This window comes from Streptococcus didelphis DSM 15616, from assembly GCF_000380005.1.
Classification (GTDB): Bacteria; Bacillota; Bacilli; order Lactobacillales; family Streptococcaceae; genus Streptococcus; species Streptococcus didelphis.
Genome location: NZ_KB904189.1, coordinates 218,412 through 236,875 on the forward strand (window position 1 = coordinate 218,412; position 18,464 = coordinate 236,875).

The following is an 18,464-nucleotide window of genomic DNA, read 5'->3' on the forward strand; positions in this document are numbered from 1 at the left end:
AAGTTGATGAAAATCAAGAATAATAACTTAATCGGAGGAAAGAAAAAATGGCAGTACCTGCACGTCACACGTCTAAAGCTAAAAAAAATAAACGTCGTACACATTACAAATTGACAGCTCCATCTGTACAATTCGACGAAACTACTGGAGATTACTCACGTTCTCACCGTGTATCACTTAAAGGATACTACAAAGGACGTAAAATCGCCAAAGCTAACGAAGCTAAATAATAGAAGGGAGATACCATGCGCGTAAATATTACACTTGAACATAAAGAATCTGGTGAACGCTTGTACCTTACTTCAAAAAACAAACGTAATACTCCAGACCGCCTTCAGTTGAAAAAATACTCACCAAAATTACGTAAACACGTAACCTTTACTGAAGTTAAATAATAAAAAAATATACCCAATGAAACTCTGTTTTCATTGGGTTTTATCTTGCTCTTTTTAATTATATCTGACTTTGTCTAAATATAACTAGAAGTATAAGATATCAACAATTCTTACTCCTTTTACTGCTATTATTCTAGAAGGTCTAGGTCATTATAAAATCACTATTAAAAATGTCCAAATTCTCTTGGCTATACGCTTATTAAAGAGTTGGTCAGCTAGACTTTTTGGACATTTTCTTTAGTCTAAAATAATTAATGGTTAAAACTATCAATAAACAAGGCTACTGCAAAAACAATTAATGTAAAAATTATAGTAAAGCCTATGACAATCACTGGCTTTTGATAAGGATACTTAGCTTTTTCTTCTATTTCTTGGATCTTATCCAAAGTCTTACCATTAGAAAATGCTACTATATGCCGATAGGTTTTCAGATTATATTCTTTTTTTACTTTCTTAATTTTTAATGCCAAAAACATAGTCAGCAACCATTCTAAAAACCAGATACCTACACCTATCCAACTTAGAAAATAAAACAAGGGATAGACAGATATTGCTAAAATGATAAAAGCAATTGTTAACTTTATACCATCCTTATTAAATCTATTGATATCTTCTTTATTGAGCAGAATTTTCATTTCTTCAAGATCTCCCTCTATTAGTTGGTTAATGGTTAGTCCAAAAAGCTTTGCTAAGCGCAGTAAGCTTTGAATATCTGGATAAGATTTCTCTGTTTCCCAATTTGAAATTGTCTGCCTAGAGACATAAATGAGCTGAGCCAAATCCTCTTGAGATAAGTTAGCCTCTTTACGATAATTGATAAGGTTTTTTCCTAGCTTCATAATTTCTCCTTTCCCTTTCAGTCTAACCTCAAGAGCCTCTTAAAGCTAGCAAATATTTTTGACAAACAAGTTTATCTAGTTTATTTGTCATATATCCAACCAATAACTTTACAATAGTGTCATCTCCCTGTCAACCTATGTAAGAGGCTTGTTTTATTAAAGCTCTCTTTTATGGTACAATAGATAAACAATTATTGAGGAGAATAGAATGTTAACATTTTTTAGTCGTATCTTAAAAGGGATGATTATTGCACTAGGCTTTATATTACCTGGTATTTCTGGAGGTGTCTTAGCTGCCATACTTGGTATTTACGAACGCTTAATTCGTTTTTTAGCCCATATTCGTGAAAATTTTCGTGAAAACTTTCTCTACTTTTTACCTGTGGGTATAGGTGGAATATTAGGAATTGCTCTTTTTTCCTTTCCTGTTGAATTCCTTCTAAAACACTTCCAAGTTCCTGTACTATGGGGATTTGCTGGAGCTATTGTAGGAACTATTCCAAGTTTAGTAAAAGAGTCAACAAAAAAATCAAATAGAGATTTAGCTGACTGGGCTTGGGGAATTATTACATTTATTATTTCTGGACTGTTATTATACTTCCTATACGACCTTATTGGCCCTATTCCTGTTAACTTCTTGAGTTTTGTATTAGCTGGAATCTTAATAGCTTTAGGTGTATTAATTCCAGGTCTTAGTCCTTCTAATCTCTTATTGATACTAGGACTTTATTCTCCAATGTTAATAGGCTTCAAGTCCCTTGATTTGATTGGCACTTTCCTTCCAATTGCTGTCGGTGGAATACTAGCCATGCTTGCCTTTTCTAAGGCCATGGATCATGCCTTAACTTACTATCACTCACGCGTTTATCACTTTATTGTTGGCATTGTTTTGTCCAGTACCCTACTTATTCTAATCCCAAATTCAAGTAGCAAGGAAGCTATATCCTATGCTGGAACAGGTTTTCTAACTTGGCTAATAGCAATTATTCTTTTTGCCTTAGGCATCTGGTTAGGCCTTTGGATGAGTAAGCTTGAAGAAAAATATAAATAAAAATCTTCAGCAAAAACTCCCTCTTCTTGATCAAGAAGAGGGAGTTTTTGCTTATTTTTTCATTATAAGCAATTATTTAAATTTAAAATAAGTAGACTCTTTTAAAATTCTTGTAAAGCAATCTGTAAACTGAGCAGTCATTCCCCATATCAGGTAGTCAAAATTTTCATAAAAAGGAATACTTTGTTTTTGACTCTCAAAACTATACTTATCACCATTGCGAATTTTATCAAATGGAAAATTAGATTCTTTCGTTATTGTCGAAGGCAAATCATAATAATTAGGATTATCAGTCATTAAAGATTGTAAAGGAACTGTAAAAATGTTGTCAACCTCTTCATTTGCTTTTATTTCTCTCCAATCAGAAACCATTAGTTGTCCTACAAAGCAATGAATACTTCTTTTATTTTGAACGATATAGTCAATTTCACCCCATATTTTTATCTGTTGATCTTTTATATTCAATTCTTCAATTGTCTCTCTAATAGCCGCTTCTTGATAGCTCTCTCCCTCTTCAAGTCGCCCTCCAGGAAAGGATACCTCCCCAGGCTGAGAAATATGCTGACTTCTAATTTCATAGAGAACCTGCCAGTCGTTATCTTGCCAAATAAGTGGTAATAAGACAGCATATTGTTTTGTTACTCCCAGCGGTTTGGGAGGATATTCTTTAATAATATTTTCTATTTGGCTGGTCATTGTCTTTTCCTTTTTAAATAATCTTATGTTAAGAGTACAAAACTTTTCTTTTTTTGGTCAACTAATTGCCTCGAATAAGTGATTTATATATGTATTTTTTTTATATATAAAAACTTGACATATCATTAAAATTAACCTATACTTAATATATAAAAATTTTATACATATAAGGAGCACGATATGTATTATCCACTATCCGCTACTTTGATTGAATTCTTGATTTTATCTATTGTTGAAAAAAACGATTCCTATGGCTATGGTATCAGTCAAACCATTAAGCTTGTTACTAACATCAACGAATCTACACTTTATCCCATCCTAAAAAAACTGGAAAAAGAAGACTTTTTAACAACCTATAGTCAAGAACATCAAGGACGAAAACGTAAATATTATTCTATTACCTCTTCTGGTAAAGAACAGCTTATTTTTTTAAAGTCAGAATGGCAAAGCTATAAGTTTGCCCTAGACGGCATTATTGAGGGGAGTTTAAGACATGACAAGGACTGATTACCTAGCTGAGCTAGATAAATACTTACAAAAATTGCCAAAAGAAGATTACCAAGAGGCTATGGACTATTACATTGAATATTTTAACGAAGCAGGTCCTGAAAAAGAAAAAGAGGTCATTAAAGAACTTGGAAGTCCCAAAGAAGCTGCCCAAGAAATCTTAGCCCGCTTATTAGATGAAAGCTTAGAGCAAGAAACTGATAATTCAAAACATCTGGGAAAGATTATTTGGCTTACAATTTTATCCATTCTCGCTGCCCCAGTAACAATTCCTTTAGTCATAGCTTTATTGAGTACTATAGTAGTTATTATCGGGACAAGTGTTCTCTTTATCTTTACCTTAATACTCTTAGGGCTGTTCCTTCTAGCAAATGGCATTTATATGGTTTTTGAGAGCTTTACATATCTGTCAACTTCTTTAGCTTCTACTTCTTTGAGCTTAGGGATAGGAATAATAATGGCCTCTCTTTCTATCATAACCATTATTATATGTATTCAAGTATGTTCTATCTTAATTAGAATTTGTGGAAGACTTGTTCATAAATTTTTACGCAAAGGGAGAAAAGCATGAAATATTGGAAAAAAACGGTATTCAAAGGGGCAATTTTATTCTTATTTATTGGAATAGTTCTAACTTTTTTAGGATACATCAACAATGGTTTAGACGATTATAATCTTTCTTCTAAAGCACAAACATCTCGCCATCTTGTAAACCAAGACCTATCTTTTTTTGAAAATATTGACTTAAACTGTAACATATCTGATATTACTATTAAAACTAGTCCACAAAAGAAGGCTAGTATTACTTATTATCAAGATAAAAACTATCCTCTTACTATTAAAATGGAAAATAAAACCTTATATGTAGACGAAAAAGCTAAGTTATCTCAAAATTCCCTTAATGTAAAGTTCCTAACCTTACAAGACTTGAGTCATTTAAATCAAAATCTCCATTTCGGAATTGAGACAGGATACTCTATTTTAATTACCTTGCCAAAAGATACTCAGGTTAAGCAATTAAAGGCAAAACTTAAGGCTGGCCAATTATCTCTGGAAAATAATAAGGTTGAGCATTTAGATGTTAATCTTTCTGCGGGTGATATTGACATTGATAACACTTCAATTGACAAAGGTAATCTTCAGTTATTAGCTGGTAACCTTAATTTTCTAGATAGTAAGATTAATAATTCTAAAATAAAACTCTCTACTGGAGATTTCGAACTTGAAAATAGTAGAGTACAAGATAGCCAACTAATTCTTAATACAGGTGACTTTACAAGTAGAGAAGCCGTCTTCCTAGGGAAAAACAGTATTTTTAATAAAATTGGTTCTACTGATATCTACTTAAAAAGTTATGACTTATCACTTTCTTCAAAAAAAGATTTAGATACTAGTTCTATTGATTCTTACTTAAATAAGACTTCTAAAAACACCTTAAACATAAACAGTGAACTTGGTGATATCAATATTAAATAATACTTAAAAAGCTCTAGAAACAAATCTAGAGCTTTTTAAGTATTGTTACAACCATAAACTAAGTAAGGTTAAAATAGCTATACCACCTTGTTTAAAAATAATTTTTTTATCTACTGTAAGTGAGCTATAAATGGCTGCAGCAACCACAAAGAACAAGAAAACAGTTACAATTTCACTACTTTGTGACACAAATAAACCATATAATTCAAAAACAGCAATCAGTCCATTATAGATTCCTTGATTTTTTAACAAATTAACAATCGTTTTATCCATAACTTGTTCAGGATCTAATCTAAATACTTTCTGAGTTATGGAAGACTGTGTAGCAAAGGTTTCTAGATACATAATATATAGTTGCTCTATCGCAACCATAGTCGCTAAAACAAGCGTTAAAATAGACAAACAATCACCCCCTAATTAAAGTGTTTTTTTAGGTCGATAAATTACCAAGGCCATTATCATAAATGCCAATAAGAAAGCTGTCAAAATAGTTATTTCCGGATTTATTTGTCCTTTTAATGAAATAGTTTGACGTAAACCAGAAACAACATAAGTCATTGGTAAATAAGGATGTAGCGTGCGGAAAAACTTGTCACTTAGTTCAATAGGATAGGATCCTCCTGCGGAACCCACTTGCAGTAATAGCATAACTAAGGAAGCAAATGAGCCATATCTATCATCCCAACCTACTAGAGCTGTTACAAGAGCCATTAAAGTCCAACCACTCAAAAAGATAAAACCTAGTGTCTTCATTTCATAATTAGCTTCAAATCCTAAAAAGTGAATGGCAACATATAAAAGTATTGAGCCTAATGTTGAAATAAACCCATTAATAACAAATTTTTGTTTAGCCCATTCCCATCTATTTTTTACAGGACGACCAGAAAGAGAAGTAGCAAAAATAACATTTGTTGACAAAGCTACAACCATCAGTGAAACAGATACCATGTATGGTGTCATAGCAATCCCATTATTCTTAACCTGATCCTTATCTTTAGCTTTCAACTTAACAGGATTAGCAATTGCTTTAGCATTACTATCCTTTACAGATACGAGGGATAATTGACTAGATGCTGCTCTGAGAGATTCTTGCAAAGTTGTCAAACCTGTTGACAATTCTGTCAAGCCCCCTGTCAGGGTGTTACTTCCCATTGTTAATTTACCTGCACCTGAAGAGATTTTTTCTGCACCTGAGGATATTTGAGAACTGCCATCTAAAAGTTGTCCTGATTTACTATCTAGCTGGCTAGAACCACTATAAAGTTTTGATATTCCTGAATTTATACTTTGATTTTTAGTACTTAACTGAGCTAAACCAGCTGAAAGTTGAGAACTACCTGGTACCACTTCATTAGTCAAAGCTGAATTCACTGTATTAAGCCCCATTGAAAGTTTCGTTAGAGCTGTTGTCGCTCCAGGCAAGGCTATATTAGATTTTGTCGTAAGCTCATTAACACCTGCTTTTAATTGCTCAATCTGACTAAGTTCACCTGGTTTTGGTAGAGCTAGACTAGCTAAAGTTGTTTGCATCTCTTTTACATTTGCTAAGATCATTTTTGCATTTTCAACAGAAGAAGATGGGGTAGTAGTAATAGCTGATGTTAACTCGGCTTGCTGTTCTGGACTTAAGCTTTTGTAAGTTGCTGTCGCCTCTAGGGCTGCTACTTGATTGGCCTTAGTTTGACTCTCTGATGCAATAATTCCCTGAGCTGCGCTTGCTATACTAGTAAGGGCTATTACAATCTTGCTTCCATCCACATTTGGAACAGAGATGCTCTGAACCTTGTCATTTAATTCATTGATTCCAGCATTTAACTTTGGTAATCCCACGATCAGAGTTTGAATATTCGCTGCATCCTCTTTAGAAGTTGTAGTCCCATTAGCCAATTTAGTCAAACCTAGATTTAACTTATTAGCACCTTCAGCTAATTGTGAAACACCATTTAGGTATACTGGCATCTGGGAGGACATTTGATAAAGCCCTGTATTTAATTGTGTAACACCACCTGTATAAGTTGTTAACCCTGAATTTAAACGATTAGCTCCTTGAGTAAATGCTTGAGTAGATTGTGACAAAGTATTAAGATTATCTGAAAGTTTTTGACTGCCATCTTTTGCCTGATTTGCACCTGAGGCTAATTTATTACTTCCCTCAGATGCTTCTTGAAGACCACTTTGTAGCTTATTTATACTCTTAAAAACTGCATTTGTATAAGTTCTAGTAATATTTTCTGAAACCTTATCCCTTAATTTATCAATAGCTGTCTCGCTTATTTTAGAAGCAACCATACTATGCCCTCTTGAGGTTTGATAAGTAATTGCTAGTTTTTCAGGCTTTTCTTCTAATAAAGTAGTTGCTTTTTGTGATAGATTTTCTGGTAAGGTAATAATCATATAATAATTACCTTCATCCAAACCTTTATTTGCTTTCTTTTCAGAAACAAAATGGTAGTCTAATGCCTTATTTTTAGACATTGTGTCTACCATATCATCTCCTATAGTTAATTTTTTATTATCTAATTGTGCTGACTTATCTTTATTTACAACAGCAATTGGTAAATCCTTAGCATTCCCATAAGGATTCCACATAGAACCAAGAAAAGAAAGATTATATAGGGCTGGAACCAGCGCCACTCCAATCATTGTAATAATTAATTTTGGGCTCTTTAAAAGTGCTTTAAATTCTTCTAACATTTTTCCTCCCAGAATAGACATTCTGTATATAATTTGTGATAAAATATATTATACAAGTAAGCTATGAAAACTCAAGAAAAAGAATTGGTTTTTAGACATAATGTCTATATGTGTTCAAAAAGAGAGAAATTTATGCAAAATAATCGAAAAGAATTAACAAAAAAAGCACTCTTAGATGCTATGGTACGGTTATTAGGTACTGAAAGTTTTGATGATATCACTACAAAAGAACTTGCTAGTACCGCTGGAATCAGTCGCTCAAGCTTTTATACTCACTATAGGGATAAGTATGAAATGATTGATACCTATCAACAAAGACTTTTTCATAAATTAGAATATATCTTTGAAAAAGAATATGAAAATAACGATCAAGCTTTCTTGGAAGTTTTCAATTTTCTGTCTCGGGAAAAACTCTTATCAGCCCTGCTTTCTTCAAATGGAACCAAGGAATTACAAAATTTTATTATTCATAAAGTTAGAATCTTAATTAGTTCTGAATTAAAAGAAAGAGTCGCAGCAGAAAATATGTCACCCACGGAACTAGAATATCAAAGTATCTATCTTGCCTATGCATTTTTTGGAACTTGTCAAACCTGGATTGCACGTGGAAAAAAAGAAACACCCCAACAAATGACGAATTTTGTTTTAAAAATGCTAGCAAAATCACGCTAATATTGCTTATTAATAGTCCTAAAGTAACCTTATTTCCCACTTTCATCTTTCAAGTAAAACTCACATTACACATTCACATACCAAAAAAAGCCTGTAGCAACAGGCTTTTAAAGTGTTTAATGTAAGAATTAAAGCATTTTGTTGTAGAATTCAACGACAAGTGCTTCGTTGATTTCTGGATTGATTTCATCGCGTTCTGGAAGGCGAGTTAATGAACCTTCAAGTTTTTCAGTATCAAATGACACAAAAGCTGGACGTCCAAGAGTTGCTTCAACAGCTTCAACGATTGCTGGTACTTTCATTGATTTTTCACGAACTGAGATTACTTGACCAACTTCAACACGGTATGAAGGAATATCAACGCGTTTTCCGTCAACAAGGATATGACCGTGGTTAACGAATTGACGTGCTTGACGACGAGTAGTTGCAAGACCTAGGCGGTAAACAACATTGTCAAGACGACGCTCTAGAAGTACCATAAAGTTGAAACCAAGAGTTCCTTCTTTAACTTTTGTAGCTTGTACGAACAAGTTACGGAATTGTTTTTCACCTAAACCATATGAAAAACGAAGTTTTTGTTTTTCAGCTAATTGCAAACCATATTCTGAAAGTTTGCTACGGTTGTTAGGACCGTGTTGACCAGGTACGTAGTTACGACGTGCCAATTCTTTACCTGTGCCTGTAAGTGACAAGCCAAGGCGACGTGATTGTTTCCATGATGGACCAGTATAACGTGACATCTATAATGTCCTCCTCTAAAATATTATGAGGAAATAACTGTTTGAAAAATCCTGATTCGTGCAGGAGATTTTCACCTAAACAGCAAAGGTTACTAAATTTAGATAACCTCCTGTTGACGAGCTTCATATTTTTCTGCTGTTATTTCACACAAAGATTATTATAGCATTTAAAAACTCGTATTACAAGTCATATTGATAATCTTTGTTCTCTTAAACTACTCTTTTATTATTAGGATATCAAGAAAACTTTACATTAATTGACATGCATGTCAATTAATGTAAAGAAAAAGCCCTCTTGGGCCAAAATTTATTCTTTATTTAAGTAACGAATCAAGGTTTTTTCTGTTAGTATATCTGAGTAAGTATAGGATTCTACATAAGTATTATTATAAGAACCGGATTGTGCCACATTATCATTGTACTCAATAATAAAAAGTGATGTGTAAACCTCAATCAGTCTACCAATTTTGTTTTTTTCTCTTTTTCTGCCATTTTCTAAAGTCAATTCAACCAATTGACCTTCATGGGCTTTAATCTCTTCTTTAATTTTTTTCATCTTAGCAACGTCTGCAAATGCATCGCTCATATTATCTCCTTTTATCTCTCTTCAAATTGTGCAATACTTGAGAATTTATTGTATTCTTTTTGGAACATTAATTTTACTGTTCCACGTGCTCCTGCACGATTCTTTTCTAATATGACTTCAATTGTATTGTCTTCAAGCATATTTTCAGCATCTTCACCTTCTTTACGGTAATAATCATCACGATAAAGAAAAGCTACAATATCGGCATCTTGTTCAATAGAACCTGACTCACGTATATCTGAAAGTACTGGGCGTTTATCTTGTCTTTGTTCAACTCCACGCGATAACTGACTAAGAGCAATAACAGGAACTTTTAACTCTTTTGCTAGAATTTTTAGTTGTCGTGAAATATCAGAAACCTCTTGTTGACGATTTTCCAGTTTTGTCCCTGTAATTAACTGTAAATAGTCAATAACAATTAAACCTAGTCCACCATCAACTTCTTTTGCAAGTTTTCGAGATCTAGCTCTAATCTCAGTTATCTTTATCCCTGGTGTATCATCAATGTAAATCGGTGATTCTGCCAAGGCACCTTGAGCAATTGTGACATTGTTCCAATCTTGCTCTGTTAACTGACCAGTTCTTAAACTATGAGAATCAACCATTCCTTCTGCGGCTAGCATTCTGTCAACTAAGCTTTCTGCTCCCATCTCTAGAGAAAAAATAGCTACTGCACGCTTTTGTTTAGTTCCAACATTCTGAGCAATATTTAAAACAAATGCTGTCTTACCAACTGCTGGTCTAGCTGCTAATATGATAAGTTGATCTGGGTGTAAACCTGTTGTAATCTTATCCAAATCTCTAAATCCTGTAGGTAGACCTGTAACATCACTCGTTTGTTTTGAACGTATTTCTAGATTCTCGTAATTTACCTTTAAAACATCTGAAATCTTCCGAAAACCACTTTGATTGCTATGTTCATTAATTTCAATTAAGGCTTTTTCCGCACCTACTATAATATTTTTTGATTCGGTAGCTCCTTCATAAGCTAAGTTTACAGTCTCTGTCAACCTAGATATTATATTACGAAGCATGGCCTTTTCTGCAACAATTTTTGCATAGTATTCAGCATTGGCACTAGTTGGTACACTATTGACAAGTTCAACAATATAAGACAAACCTCCAATATTTTGGAGATCACCTTGATCGTCAAGAATCGTACGAACGGTTGTTGCATCAATAGCATCATTACGCTCACTAAGTGCTATCATTGCCCGAAAGATAATTTTATGAGAATATTTATAAAAATCGTCAGGGCTAATAAATTCTCTAACTATTATTAGTTTATCAGGCGATATAAATATTGACCCAATAACAGATTGTTCTGCTAATAAATCTTGGGGTTGAACTCTTAATTCTGGTACTTCAGGCAACCTCAACACCTCCACATCTTGTAAACTCTTTACTAGGCTTCAATGATTTGTAACTTAATTTCAGCCATAACTTCTTTATGTAACCTTACTGGAACTTCAATAAGTCCAATTGCTCTTATTGGATGGTCTAACTCAATATGACGTTTATCAATCTTAATCTCAAACTGATTTTTTAACTCTTCAGAAATCTTTTTAGCCGTAATTGAACCAAAGGTTCTGCCATCTGGTCCTACTTTTTCAGTAAATTGTACTAAGGTATTTTTATCCTCTAGGATCTTTTTAATAGCTTTTGCTTCCGCTAATATCTCTGCTTGCTGCTTTTCTTCTGCTTTTTGCTTACCCTTTAATTCACCAATTGTTTGGCTAGTTGCCTCTTTAGCAAGATTTTTTTTCAACAAAAAATTTTGTGCATAGCCTGTTGGAACTTCTTTAATCTCACCTTTTTTACCTTTACCTTTTACATCTTGTAAAAAAATAACTTTCATCATTCTACCTCATTTATTTCTTTTAACGTGTTTTCAATAGTTTCAACTAATAATTGGTTTACTTTTTCAAAGTCATCATTATCAATTTGACAAGCTGCCAGATTGAAATGGCCTCCTCCTCCAAGTTTTTCCATAATTCGTTGGACATTTATTTTACTACGACTTCTTGCAGAGATTACAATTTTATTTTGCTTGGTTCTTACCATAGCAAAACTAGCCTCAATCCCTGCCATTGATAACATTGAATCTGCTGCTTTACTTGCAATTACATTTGAATAAAAGTGATTTTGAAACCCTGTGGCTACCATAATATTATCAAATATAATTTGGCCACGAAGGATAATTTCGTTAATTTGTTTATATTCATCAAAATCGGTTGCAGCTATTTGTTGAATTTCAACACTATCACTACCTCTATTTCTCAAATAGCTGGCCACATCAAAGGTTCTACTTGTTACTCTTGTAGAAAAATTTTTAGTATCCAACATAATCCCAGCCATCAAAATACTTGCTTGAATTTTACTTAAACGCTTTTTAGAATTTTGAAACTGAATTAACTCTGTTACCAGTTCTGCAGCACTACTTGCGCCACTTTCGATAAAGGTTAAAATCGCATTTTCAGGAAAATCATCATCTCTTCTATGGTGGTCTACAACTATAATATCTTTAAACATATTATAAAAATCTTGAGACAAGGTTAATGAGACTTTTGAATGATCAACCATAACTAATAGAGAGTTAGGTGTTACTAATCTGGTTGCTTGGTTAACACTAATTAAACGCGTTTTACCATCTGCTTGTAGACGTTCAATAGCTCTTTCAATATCTGGTCCTAAATCATTTTCATCATAAACAGCAAAACTATTTTCAATAATATTACCTGCAAAAAATTGCATTCCTACCGAAGAACCTAAGGCATCCATGTCCAATTTGCGATGACCAACAATGAAAACCTTATCTACTGTCTTTATTCTATCGGAAATAGCTGTCATCATTGCTCTTGTTCTCGTTCTAGAACGTTTAACCGTTGAAACAGATCCACCTCCAAAATAAATTGGTGTTTTACTATCTTCATTTTCTCGGATAACAATTTGGTCTCCTCCACGGACAAGAGCAATATTTAAATTCTCTAGTGCAACCTGACCAATTTGGCTATGGTTTTTCTGTCCATAAGAAATGCCCATACTTAAGGTTAAACGAAGTTGTTTTTCTTGGGCTTCTTTTCTAAAAGTTTCTAAAATTGCAAATTTATCATCCATTAACTCTTTTAGATTTTGATAATCTGTATAGAAATAATACCGGTCCATATTGACACGACGATAAAAAATCTGTCTGGTGTCCATGAAAGTAGCAATAAAGTTAGCTACAAAACTATTAATTTTTGAAATGTCTGCGTCTGAAAGGTTATCTGTAATATCATCATAATTATCAATCGAAATAATTCCTATTACAGGCCTCATCATATTAGCATCAATTGTTTCTCTATTTCCTATAAAAGCATCAAAAAAGTAAAAAACACCAGAGGCTTGATCAATATAAGAGGTATAACGATTACCAAACACTTCAAAAGTTTGAGTAATATCTCCCTTACGCTTATCAATTAAAATATTGTGAATTAATTCTTCTTCTAGATTACCATCTTCATTGGTAAATATTAACTCTGCATATGGATTATACCATTCAATTAAATTTGTTTCATGGTCAAACTGGATAACCCCAACCGGCATCTTGTCTAAAAGAGTTTTTAAGTTATTTTCTGTCTGTTCATTTAAGAGTTCAATATGATCTAAATCAGATAATTCATAAACTTCTTTTTGATACCAAAGGAGAGCTACGATAAATAAAAGTACAAGAAAGATGGCTGATATTATCAGCACCTTTGATTGTATGATTCTAACACCTAATGCTAGTAATCCAAATAAAATTAGACCCATCATAATTAAATGAATGGTTTCAAAACGAAATCTTTTCATCCTATAACCCCTTAAGCCAATATTATATCATAAAACAGCCCCAAAATACAGAGCTGCCTATGTTCTATAAGGTTACATTTTGATGACTCTTTTAATAACTTAATAACTAATGTGATTTTCTACGTGCTTTGCCATTGCTTTCAATATAAACCATTAATATAGAAATATCTGCTGGATTAACACCTGAAATCCGACTGGCCTGTCCTATTGTCTCCGGATTAATCTTTTTGAATTTCTGACGTGCTTCCGTAGCAATAGAATCAATGGCATCCCAGTCAATATCCTTAGGAATTTTCTTTTCTTCCATCCGTTTCATTTTGTTTACTTGATCCAAGGCTTTATTGATATAACCTTCATATTTAATTTCAGTTTCTAGTAGTTCGACTACCTTAGGATTAATTTCTTCTAGGGCTGGGCCTATAAATGAAATTGCTGTTTTATAATCAATATCTGGACGACGCATAAATTCCTTAGCTGTCATAGCATCTGTCAGTGGTTTAAAGCCAAGTTCTTGCACCTTTTGATTTGTTTCTTTAATAGGTTTTAATTTAATACTATTTAAACGCTTCAATTCTTTCTCAAATTGTAGCTTTTTTGCTTGAAACGCTTGCCAGCGTTGTTCATCAACTAAATCTATTTGACGACCTATCTCTGTCAAGCGCATATCTGCATTATCATGACGTAAAATCAGACGATATTCTGCACGAGATGTTAGTAAACGATAAGGTTCTAAAGTTCCTTTTGTTACTAAATCATCAATCATCACACCAATATAAGCGTCACTTCGTTTCAAAATTAACTCTGGCTTTCCTTGTACTTTTAAGGCCGCATTAATTCCAGCCACAATTCCTTGTCCAGCAGCTTCTTCATACCCAGAAGTCCCATTTGTTTGACCTGCTGTGAAAAGTCCTGAAATGAGTTTAGTTTCTAAAGTAGGACGAAGCTGATGAGGTAAGACGATATCATATTCAATAGCATAGCCTGTTCTCATCATCTCAGCCTTTTCAAGGCCCTTAATCGAATGAATTAAATCTTTTTGAACATCTTCTGGTAGACTAGTTGAAAGTCCCTGAACATATACTTCTTCTGTATCACGTCCTTCAGGTTCCAAGAAGAGTTGATGGCGTTCCTTATCAGCAAACCTTACAATCTTGTCTTCTATAGATGGACAATAACGAGGGCCCACACCCTTAACAATACCCGAAAACATTGGGGCACGATAAAGATTTTGATTGATAATATCATGGCTTGTTTGATTGGTATAAGTTAACCAGCATGGTATCTGATCTGTTAGGTAATCTTGATCCTTTGACATGAATGAAAAGTGATTTGGTTTTGTGTCTCCCGGCTGAATTTCAGTAGCTTCATAGTTAATAGAAGATGCCTTAACCCTTGGTGGAGTTCCCGTTTTAAAGCGACCAATCTCTAAACCTAATTTCTGTAAGTTATCTGCTAAGGTAACTGAAGCTAAACTATTATTAGGACCAGACGAATACTTTAATTCACCAAGAATAATTTCTCCTCGAAGAGCGGTCCCAGTTGTTACAATGACTGTTTTAGCCGCGAATTTTTGTCCAGTTGCTGTTAAAACACCAAGAACATGACCATCTTCTACCAAAATATCATCTATCATGGTTTGACGAAGCGTTAGTCTTTCTTGCTTTTCTACAGTATGCTTCATTTCTCGTGCATACAAATTTTTATCTGCTTGTGCTCTAAGCGCTCTTACAGCTGGACCTTTTCCTGTATTTAGCATCTTCATCTGGATATAGGTCTTATCAATATTCTTACCCATTTCTCCACCTAGAGCATCTATTTCTCTAACGACAATACCTTTAGCAGAGCCACCAATTGAAGGATTACATGGCATAAAGGCTAGCATATCTAAATTAATTGTTGCTAATAAAGTTTTACAACCCATACGACTGGCTGCAAGACTAGCTTCAACACCCGCATGGCCAGCACCAACAACAATTACATCATAAGTCTCAGTAAATACATGAGTCATTTTTACACCTCTTATTTTCTTAACTTTTTAAATAGTAGCTATATTTTCTATACTTTATCTAATCTGGCAAAGTGTTTCACATAAAACATTCTTTATTCCTTACTCTCTTAAAGAACTTTGAAGTCTGCTTAACACATAAAAATAGCCAAAACCCTAGAAAATTGCAAGTCAAAAAGACCTACAATTCCCATGAGCTTTGACCATCAAGGTTAATTGTTAAATTTATTGTAAATAAAATCTATTTTCTTGTCAATAAATAGTTTGGAAAAAACTTGATTATAATTGTCAAGGTATCTTTACATATCAGTCAACTTACTTTACAATCACTTGAAAGCTCCTTGTATGCCAAGGACAAACATTTGAACCCCTATAGTAGTTAGTATCAATCCCATTAAACGGGTAATGATACCCATCATATTCTTTCCTAAGAAAGTTGCTATCCTATCCGCACTGAGTAAAAGAAGATAGGTAAGAAGACACAGAAGTAAAAATGATAGTATCGTAATCAATTGATGCTCCCAGCTTCCGTGAGATAAGATGATGGCAGTTGCGATGGTACCTGGACCTGCAAAAAGTGGCATAGCTAAAGGTGAAATAGCAACATCTAATGGATCAGATATACTTGTAGGTTCTATATGTTTAGCAGCGGGGGAGTGAACTCCATTAATCATATGATAACCCGTAAGACCCACTAATATACCACCCGCTATTCGTAAAGCGTCAATGGTAATACCAAATAAGGTGAAAATAAAATGCCCACTTAGAGTAACTACCACTACTATAGTAAATGCTATCAGTAAACTCTTTCTAGCAATTTTCTTAGAAATAAGCTTGTCATCCCCTGCTACTAAAGCCATATAGGCTGGCAAGTTAGATAAGGGGTTCATCATAGCAAAAAAAGCCATAAAAGATAAAATAAATTTTGTAAGCATAATAAATCCTAACTTTTTTTACAAAAAACTAAATATATTGACAAGCTACACCATCTTTATAAGCCATATCAATAATACCACCACCAAGGCACTCGTCGCCATCATAAAAAACAACAGCCTGTCCTGGTGTAATTGCTCTTTGTGGCTCTTCAAATATAACAGTCGCCTTATCTCCATTAACCTTTACAGTAACTTTACTATCAGGTTGACGGTAACGGAATTTTGCTGTACAGGTTATAGTGAAATCTTTAGGCCTTTCCCTAGTAAAATGAACCATAGAGGCATCCAGACTAGTTGACATTAAACTTTCATGATAGAAGCCTTGTCCAACATACAAAATATTTTGGGATAGGTCTTTTCCTATAACAAACCATGGTTGATTATCTCCACCATGTTGACCTCCGATTCCAAGGCCACCACGTTGCCCTATTGTGTAATACATAAGCCCTGCGTGTTGACCCATATCACGTCCATCTACTGTCAGCATTCTTCCTTTTTGTGCTGGCAAATAATGACTTAAAAATTCTTTAAAGTTCTTTTCTCCAATGAAACAGATTCCTGTGGAATCCTTCTTTTTAGCAGTTGCTAGTCCAGCTCGCTCTGCTATTTGGCGCACTTCTGATTTTTGAAGATGTCCCAAAGGAAACATAGTTTTTTGTAATTGTTTTTGAGATAATTGGCTTAAAAAATAAGTCTGGTCCTTGCCATTATCCACTCCACGTAACATATGAACAATGCCATTACCATCTTTTTCCACCTGAGCATAATGCCCTGTTGCTACATAGTCTGCTCCTAAACTCATAGCATAATCTAAAAATGCTTTAAATTTAATTTCCTTATTACACATGACATCTGGGTTTGGAGTACGGCCTGCCTTATATTCTGCCAAAAAATATTCAAAAACTCTATCCCAATATTCCTTTTCAAAATTAATAGAATAATAAGGAATTCCAATTTGATCTGCTACAGCCGCAACATCTTTATAGTCTTCTGTAGCCGTACATACACCAAATTCATCAGTATCATCCCAATTTTTCATAAATACACCGATGACATCATAGCCTTGCTCTTTTAATAAAAGGGCAGTTACGGAAGAGTCTACCCCTCCACTCATACCTATAACAACACGTGTATCAGCGTTATTAATCATAAAATTCTCCCATCTTTTCGTTTAACGAACGATTTGAAGGTCGTCGTTTTCAAAAGTCGATTTGAAGGTCGATTTTGAAGCGTCTTTGACGCAAAGACTATTATAGCAGTAATTACTACTATTTCCAAGATTTACCTTTTATAAAAACAATACTATTTTTAATGCAATTTGTTATAATAATGATGACAAAATAAAGATTTGGAGTAGCTATGAAAACACAAAAATTTCAATCAGTTTTTGACATCATTGGCCCAGTTATGATTGGTCCTTCCAGTAGTCATACCGCAGGAGCTGTAAGAATTGGTAAAGTTGTTCACTCTATTTTTGGAGAAATCCCTGACCAGGTAACTTTCCACCTATATAATTCCTTTGCTAAAACCTATCAAGGTCATGGTACAGATAAGGCTTTAGTTGCAGGTATTATGGGGATGGATACTGATAATCCTAATATTAAAGACTCTTTAGAAATTGCTTATAAAAAAGGCATTAAAATCTATTGGGATATTTTAAAAGACAGTAATGCTCCACATCCGAATACTGTGAAAATTTCTGTGAAAAAGCAAGAAAAAGAAATGAGCATTACTGGTGTATCTATTGGAGGTGGGAATATCCAAGTTACCGAAATTAATGGTTTTTCTGTTTCACTTTCAATGAACACTCCAACAATCATTATTGTTCATCAAGACATACCAGGAATGATTGCTCAAGTTACTGATATTCTCTCAGCTTACAATATTAATATTGCACAAATGAACGTTACACGGGAAAATGCTGGTGAAAAAGCTATTATGATTATAGAAGTAGATTCAAGAGACTGCCAAGCTGCTGTAAAAGAAATAGAAACTATCCCACATTTATATAATGTCAATTTCTTTGACTAGAAAGAT

Annotated in this window: 20 protein-coding genes; 8 read left to right on the plus strand and 12 right to left on the minus strand. The window is 33.8% G+C overall.

The features are described 5' to 3' along the window. Positions 1 to 47 precede the first annotated feature (47 nt). Positions 48 to 230: a 50S ribosomal protein L32 gene (gene rpmF, locus A3GU_RS0105050; RefSeq protein WP_000290414.1), complete on the plus strand. Its 183-nt coding sequence runs from the start codon at positions 48 to 50 to the stop codon at positions 228 to 230. A 15-nt stretch (positions 231 to 245) separates the two neighbouring features. Continuing rightward, positions 246 to 395 carry a 50S ribosomal protein L33 gene (gene rpmG / locus A3GU_RS0105055; protein WP_002982147.1) on the plus strand — a complete coding sequence of 50 codons (150 nt, stop codon included), beginning with the start codon at positions 246 to 248 and terminating at the stop codon, positions 393 to 395. Between the two features lie 251 nt (positions 396 to 646). Here the strand turns inward: rpmG and A3GU_RS0105060 are convergent, their stop codons facing one another. Further along, positions 647 to 1,234: a helix-turn-helix domain-containing protein gene (locus tag A3GU_RS0105060; RefSeq protein ID WP_018366461.1), complete on the minus strand. Its 588-nt coding sequence runs from the start codon at positions 1,232 to 1,234 to the stop codon at positions 647 to 649. A gap of 208 nt (positions 1,235 to 1,442) precedes the next feature. On the opposite strand from A3GU_RS0105060, the gene A3GU_RS0105065 reads away from it, so the two are divergent. After that, positions 1,443 to 2,285 carry a DUF368 domain-containing protein gene (locus tag A3GU_RS0105065; RefSeq protein ID WP_018366462.1) on the plus strand — a complete coding sequence of 281 codons (843 nt, stop codon included), beginning with the start codon at positions 1,443 to 1,445 and terminating at the stop codon, positions 2,283 to 2,285. Between the two features lie 72 nt (positions 2,286 to 2,357). Here A3GU_RS0105065 and A3GU_RS0105075 read toward each other — a convergent pair whose 3' ends face one another. Continuing rightward, a complete protein-coding gene (locus tag A3GU_RS0105075; protein ID WP_018366464.1) occupies positions 2,358 to 2,981 on the minus strand; it encodes an NUDIX hydrolase in 624 nt (207 codons plus the stop codon). A 180-nt stretch (positions 2,982 to 3,161) separates the two neighbouring features. On the opposite strand from A3GU_RS0105075, the gene A3GU_RS0105080 reads away from it, so the two are divergent. Genes A3GU_RS0105080 through A3GU_RS0105090 form a run of 3 tightly spaced genes read left to right on the plus strand, consistent with a single transcriptional unit; the run spans position 3,162 to position 4,964 of the window. Then, the gene (locus A3GU_RS0105080) at positions 3,162 to 3,488 is read left to right on the plus strand and encodes a PadR family transcriptional regulator (protein WP_018366465.1); all 327 of its coding nucleotides are present in this window, start codon (positions 3,162 to 3,164) and stop codon (positions 3,486 to 3,488) included. After that, positions 3,475 to 4,059: a DUF1700 domain-containing protein gene (locus tag A3GU_RS0105085; RefSeq protein ID WP_018366466.1), complete on the plus strand. Its 585-nt coding sequence runs from the start codon at positions 3,475 to 3,477 to the stop codon at positions 4,057 to 4,059. The genes A3GU_RS0105080 and A3GU_RS0105085 overlap by 14 nt, the downstream gene beginning before the upstream one ends. Next, on the plus strand, positions 4,056 to 4,964 hold the full coding sequence (locus A3GU_RS0105090) for a DUF4097 family beta strand repeat-containing protein (RefSeq protein ID WP_018366467.1): 909 nt from the start codon (positions 4,056 to 4,058) through the stop codon (positions 4,962 to 4,964). The genes A3GU_RS0105085 and A3GU_RS0105090 overlap by 4 nt, the downstream gene beginning before the upstream one ends. A gap of 45 nt (positions 4,965 to 5,009) precedes the next feature. Here the strand turns inward: A3GU_RS0105090 and A3GU_RS0105095 are convergent, their stop codons facing one another. Together A3GU_RS0105095 and A3GU_RS0105100 are read right to left on the minus strand one after the other, a co-directional pair. Beyond that, the gene (locus A3GU_RS0105095) at positions 5,010 to 5,366 is read right to left on the minus strand and encodes a DUF1304 domain-containing protein (protein ID WP_018366468.1); all 357 of its coding nucleotides are present in this window, start codon (positions 5,364 to 5,366) and stop codon (positions 5,010 to 5,012) included. A 15-nt stretch (positions 5,367 to 5,381) separates the two neighbouring features. Beyond that, a complete protein-coding gene (locus A3GU_RS0105100; RefSeq protein WP_018366469.1) occupies positions 5,382 to 7,658 on the minus strand; it encodes a YhgE/Pip domain-containing protein in 2,277 nt (758 codons plus the stop codon). A gap of 132 nt (positions 7,659 to 7,790) precedes the next feature. Between A3GU_RS0105100 and A3GU_RS0105105 the strand changes: the two genes are divergently transcribed. Continuing rightward, positions 7,791 to 8,330, plus strand: a complete 540-nt coding sequence (locus tag A3GU_RS0105105) for a TetR/AcrR family transcriptional regulator (protein ID WP_018366470.1) — start codon at positions 7,791 to 7,793, stop codon at positions 8,328 to 8,330. Between the two features lie 128 nt (positions 8,331 to 8,458). Here the strand turns inward: A3GU_RS0105105 and rpsD are convergent, their stop codons facing one another. The 8 genes from rpsD to mnmA all read right to left on the minus strand — a co-directional run bounded on the left by rpsD (position 8,459) and on the right by mnmA (position 17,577). Next, entirely contained in the window at positions 8,459 to 9,070 is a 612-nt protein-coding gene (gene rpsD, locus A3GU_RS0105110) for a 30S ribosomal protein S4 (protein WP_018366471.1), read from the minus strand. A 307-nt stretch (positions 9,071 to 9,377) separates the two neighbouring features. Continuing rightward, positions 9,378 to 9,656 carry a Veg family protein gene (locus A3GU_RS0105115; RefSeq protein ID WP_018366472.1) on the minus strand — a complete coding sequence of 93 codons (279 nt, stop codon included), beginning with the start codon at positions 9,654 to 9,656 and terminating at the stop codon, positions 9,378 to 9,380. An 11-nt stretch (positions 9,657 to 9,667) separates the two neighbouring features. Further along, positions 9,668 to 11,044, minus strand: coding sequence for a replicative DNA helicase (gene dnaB, locus A3GU_RS0105120; protein ID WP_211205191.1), 1,377 nt, complete (start codon positions 11,042 to 11,044; stop codon positions 9,668 to 9,670). A 17-nt stretch (positions 11,045 to 11,061) separates the two neighbouring features. Then, the gene (gene rplI, locus A3GU_RS0105125) at positions 11,062 to 11,514 is read right to left on the minus strand and encodes a 50S ribosomal protein L9 (RefSeq protein WP_026216452.1); all 453 of its coding nucleotides are present in this window, start codon (positions 11,512 to 11,514) and stop codon (positions 11,062 to 11,064) included. Next, positions 11,514 to 13,487, minus strand: coding sequence for a DHH family phosphoesterase (locus A3GU_RS0105130; RefSeq protein ID WP_018366475.1), 1,974 nt, complete (start codon positions 13,485 to 13,487; stop codon positions 11,514 to 11,516). Before A3GU_RS0105130 ends, rplI begins: the two co-directional genes overlap by 1 nt. A 106-nt stretch (positions 13,488 to 13,593) precedes the next feature. Further along, a complete protein-coding gene (gene mnmG / locus A3GU_RS0105135; RefSeq protein ID WP_018366476.1) occupies positions 13,594 to 15,495 on the minus strand; it encodes a tRNA uridine-5-carboxymethylaminomethyl(34) synthesis enzyme MnmG in 1,902 nt (633 codons plus the stop codon). Positions 15,496 to 15,818: 323 nt separating this feature from the next. Further along, a complete protein-coding gene (locus A3GU_RS0105140) occupies positions 15,819 to 16,427 on the minus strand; it encodes a MarC family protein (RefSeq protein WP_018366477.1) in 609 nt (202 codons plus the stop codon). Positions 16,428 to 16,455: 28 nt separating this feature from the next. After that, complete coding sequence (mnmA, locus tag A3GU_RS0105145) at positions 16,456 to 17,577, minus strand: tRNA 2-thiouridine(34) synthase MnmA (protein ID WP_018366478.1); 1,122 nt, start codon at positions 17,575 to 17,577, stop codon at positions 16,456 to 16,458. Between the two features lie 209 nt (positions 17,578 to 17,786). Here mnmA and sdaAB point away from each other — a divergent pair, with 209 nt between their 5' ends. After that, entirely contained in the window at positions 17,787 to 18,458 is a 672-nt protein-coding gene (sdaAB, locus tag A3GU_RS0105150; protein ID WP_018366479.1) for an L-serine ammonia-lyase, iron-sulfur-dependent subunit beta, read from the plus strand. Positions 18,459 to 18,464 lie beyond the last annotated feature (6 nt).

Excerpts from the sequence above, each read along its gene's own strand:
- rpmF (WP_000290414.1), top strand. The coding sequence starts at position 48 with ATGGCAGTACCTGCACGTCACACGTCTAAAGCTAAAAAAAATAAACGT.
- rpmG (WP_002982147.1), top strand. The coding sequence starts at position 246 with ATGCGCGTAAATATTACACTTGAACATAAAGAATCTGGTGAACGCTTG.
- A3GU_RS0105060 (WP_018366461.1), bottom strand. The coding sequence starts at position 1,234 with ATGAAGCTAGGAAAAAACCTTATCAATTATCGTAAAGAGGCTAACTTA.
- A3GU_RS0105065 (WP_018366462.1), top strand. The coding sequence starts at position 1,443 with ATGTTAACATTTTTTAGTCGTATCTTAAAAGGGATGATTATTGCACTA.
- A3GU_RS0105075 (WP_018366464.1), bottom strand. The coding sequence starts at position 2,981 with ATGACCAGCCAAATAGAAAATATTATTAAAGAATATCCTCCCAAACCG.
- A3GU_RS0105080 (WP_018366465.1), top strand. The coding sequence starts at position 3,162 with ATGTATTATCCACTATCCGCTACTTTGATTGAATTCTTGATTTTATCT.
- A3GU_RS0105085 (WP_018366466.1), top strand. The coding sequence starts at position 3,475 with ATGACAAGGACTGATTACCTAGCTGAGCTAGATAAATACTTACAAAAA.
- A3GU_RS0105090 (WP_018366467.1), top strand. The coding sequence starts at position 4,056 with ATGAAATATTGGAAAAAAACGGTATTCAAAGGGGCAATTTTATTCTTA.
- A3GU_RS0105100 (WP_018366469.1), bottom strand. The coding sequence starts at position 7,658 with ATGTTAGAAGAATTTAAAGCACTTTTAAAGAGCCCAAAATTAATTATT.
- A3GU_RS0105105 (WP_018366470.1), top strand. The coding sequence starts at position 7,791 with ATGCAAAATAATCGAAAAGAATTAACAAAAAAAGCACTCTTAGATGCT.
- rpsD (WP_018366471.1), bottom strand. The coding sequence starts at position 9,070 with ATGTCACGTTATACTGGTCCATCATGGAAACAATCACGTCGCCTTGGC.
- A3GU_RS0105115 (WP_018366472.1), bottom strand. The coding sequence starts at position 9,656 with ATGAGCGATGCATTTGCAGACGTTGCTAAGATGAAAAAAATTAAAGAA.
- rplI (WP_026216452.1), bottom strand. The coding sequence starts at position 11,514 with ATGAAAGTTATTTTTTTACAAGATGTAAAAGGTAAAGGTAAAAAAGGT.
- A3GU_RS0105130 (WP_018366475.1), bottom strand. The coding sequence starts at position 13,487 with ATGAAAAGATTTCGTTTTGAAACCATTCATTTAATTATGATGGGTCTA.
- mnmG (WP_018366476.1), bottom strand. The coding sequence starts at position 15,495 with ATGACTCATGTATTTACTGAGACTTATGATGTAATTGTTGTTGGTGCT.
- A3GU_RS0105140 (WP_018366477.1), bottom strand. The coding sequence starts at position 16,427 with ATGCTTACAAAATTTATTTTATCTTTTATGGCTTTTTTTGCTATGATG.
- mnmA (WP_018366478.1), bottom strand. The coding sequence starts at position 17,577 with ATGATTAATAACGCTGATACACGTGTTGTTATAGGTATGAGTGGAGGG.
- sdaAB (WP_018366479.1), top strand. The coding sequence starts at position 17,787 with ATGAAAACACAAAAATTTCAATCAGTTTTTGACATCATTGGCCCAGTT.